The organism is Finegoldia magna, assembly GCF_018371055.1.
Classification (GTDB): domain Bacteria; phylum Bacillota; class Clostridia; order Tissierellales; family Peptoniphilaceae; genus Finegoldia; species Finegoldia magna_I.
The window spans coordinates 1-2,201 of the sequence record NZ_JAGYZD010000264.1; the positions used below are offsets into that span (position 1 = coordinate 1).

A 2,201-nucleotide genomic window follows, 5' to 3' on the forward strand; every position below is an offset into this window, starting at 1 on the left:
TTTGCTTTTGTTAGTTGTGTTATTCGTAATGAAGAAATGTCGTATCAACAAAACAAAAATGCTAGTTGTAGCAAGTGTTCGTATGACTGTACAACTTATTATAGCAGGTTTCATCCTAACTTATGTGATAAATGCGAACAACAATTTATTTGTAATAATTTACATATTGGTAATGGCGACATTCAGCAGTTTGAAGGTGTTCAAGGGAAATCATTTATCTGACAAATTCAAAGCGATTATAGGATTTAGCGTATTATTTTCAGGATTACTGGTAGAATGTTTCTACGTGGGATTTGTAATCAGAAAGCCGATTTTGGATGCACAATATGCGATTCCAATTTCTGGAATGCTTTTCGGAAATACAATGACGGCTGTGAATTTGGGAGTAAATTACTTAAACGAAAATCTGAAACTAAACAAAAACAAAATCACAACGTTAATTAATTTGGGAGTAAGTGCAGACACAGCGCTTATTCCGATTGTCAATCAATCAGTAGAAATGGCTATACTACCGAATTTGAACAGTATGATTGCGATGGGAATTATAAGTCTTCCGGGAATGATGACAGGACAAATCCTTTCAGGAGTTAGCCCAAACACTGCGATAATTTATCAGATATCTGTGATGATAGCCATCTGCGCAAGTGTCAACATTGCAAGTTTCTTGTCGCTTTATTTGGGATACAAAAGTTTGATTAATAATAGAGAACAAATAAATTTTGAATTATAATTGGAGGAAAAAAATGAGAATTGAAAAGGATTCTATCGGTGAAATCGAAGTAAGTGACGATGTTTTGTGGGGAGCACAAACTCAAAGAAGTTTCAACAATTTTAAAATCGGAACAGAAAAAATGTCACTTGAAGTCATCAAAGCGCTCACAAGATTAAAAAAAGCGTGTGCGATTTCTAATAACAAATTGGGAAAACTTACAGACGAAAAGAAGGATTTGATTGTGGGTGCATGTGATGAAATCTTGGATCACAAACATGACAGCGAATTTCCACTAGCTGTGTGGCAAACTGGATCTGGAACGCAATCCAACATGAATGTGAACGAAGTTATCGCACACATCGCAAACAAAAAGATTGGGGAGAACATCATTCATCCGAACGATGATGTGAACAAATCCCAAAGTTCTAACGATACATTCCCATCTGCAATCCACATTGCACTTAAACACATGATTGATTCAGAACTAATCGAAGAATTAGAAAATACTGAAAAAGTCTTGGAAAAATTGATGGAAGAAAACAAAGATATCATCAAAATCGGACGTACACATTTGCAAGATGCAGTGCCTCTAAGATTGTCACAAGAAATATCGGGATGGCTTTTCATGATTAGAAAAGGCAAACAACACATCATTGAAGCAAGCAAAGCGTTAAACGAACTTGCAATTGGAGCTACAGCTGTGGGAACAGGACTCAACGCAGTTAAAGGATTCGACCAAATGGTAGTAGATGAAATAAATGCCCAAACAAAAGGAGAATTCGTCACTGCAGAAAACAAATTCCACGCGCTTACATCAAAGGATGCAATAAGCTATACTCATGGAGCAATCACAGCCCTTGCTAATAATTTGATGAAAATTGCAAATGATGTGAGATTTTTGGCGAGTGGTCCAAGATGTGGAATCGGCGAATTGTCAATTCCAGCAAATGAACCGGGCTCATCAATCATGCCTGGCAAAGTAAATCCAACACAAGCAGAAGCATTGACTATGGTTTGTGTACAAATAATGGGCAACAACACGACAATTCAAGTCGCAGCAAGCCAAGGAAATTACGAACTAAACGTATATATGCCTGTGATTATATATAACGCGTTGCAATCAGTACGACTAATCAAAGATGCTACAAAATCTTTTACAGATAATTGTCTAAGAGGACTCAAAGCAAACAGAGAAGTCATAGATTATTATTTGAACAATTCATTGATGCTAGTAACTGCCCTTAACACCAAAATTGGCTACGACAAAGCTAGTACAATCGCAAAATATGCACACAAAAACAACACAACACTTAAACAAGCAGCGCTTGATTTGGAAATTCTAACAGAAGAAGAATTTGACGAATACGTCGACCCTACAAAAATGTGCTAGTTAAAAAAATATTTTATATTGAAAAATAATAATATAAAATATATAATAAGTATGAGGGTAATGGGGGGAGAATATGAAAAAGAAATTAACGATATATGT

At 35.7% G+C, this 2,201-nt stretch carries 2 protein-coding genes; both read left to right on the forward strand.

Annotation, left to right across the window (positions count from 1 at the left end; genetic code table 11):
• Position 1 precedes the first annotated feature (1 nt).
• On the forward strand, positions 2-730 hold the full coding sequence (locus KHW44_RS08885; RefSeq protein ID WP_304068609.1) for an ABC transporter permease: 729 nt from the start codon (positions 2-4) through the stop codon (positions 728-730).
• A gap of 13 nt (positions 731-743) precedes the next feature.
• Complete coding sequence (gene fumC / locus KHW44_RS08890) at positions 744-2,102, forward strand: class II fumarate hydratase (RefSeq protein WP_304068612.1); 1,359 nt, start codon at positions 744-746, stop codon at positions 2,100-2,102.
• Positions 2,103-2,201 lie beyond the last annotated feature (99 nt).

Excerpts from the sequence above, each read along its gene's own strand:
- fumC (WP_304068612.1), top strand. The coding sequence starts at position 744 with ATGAGAATTGAAAAGGATTCTATCGGTGAAATCGAAGTAAGTGACGAT.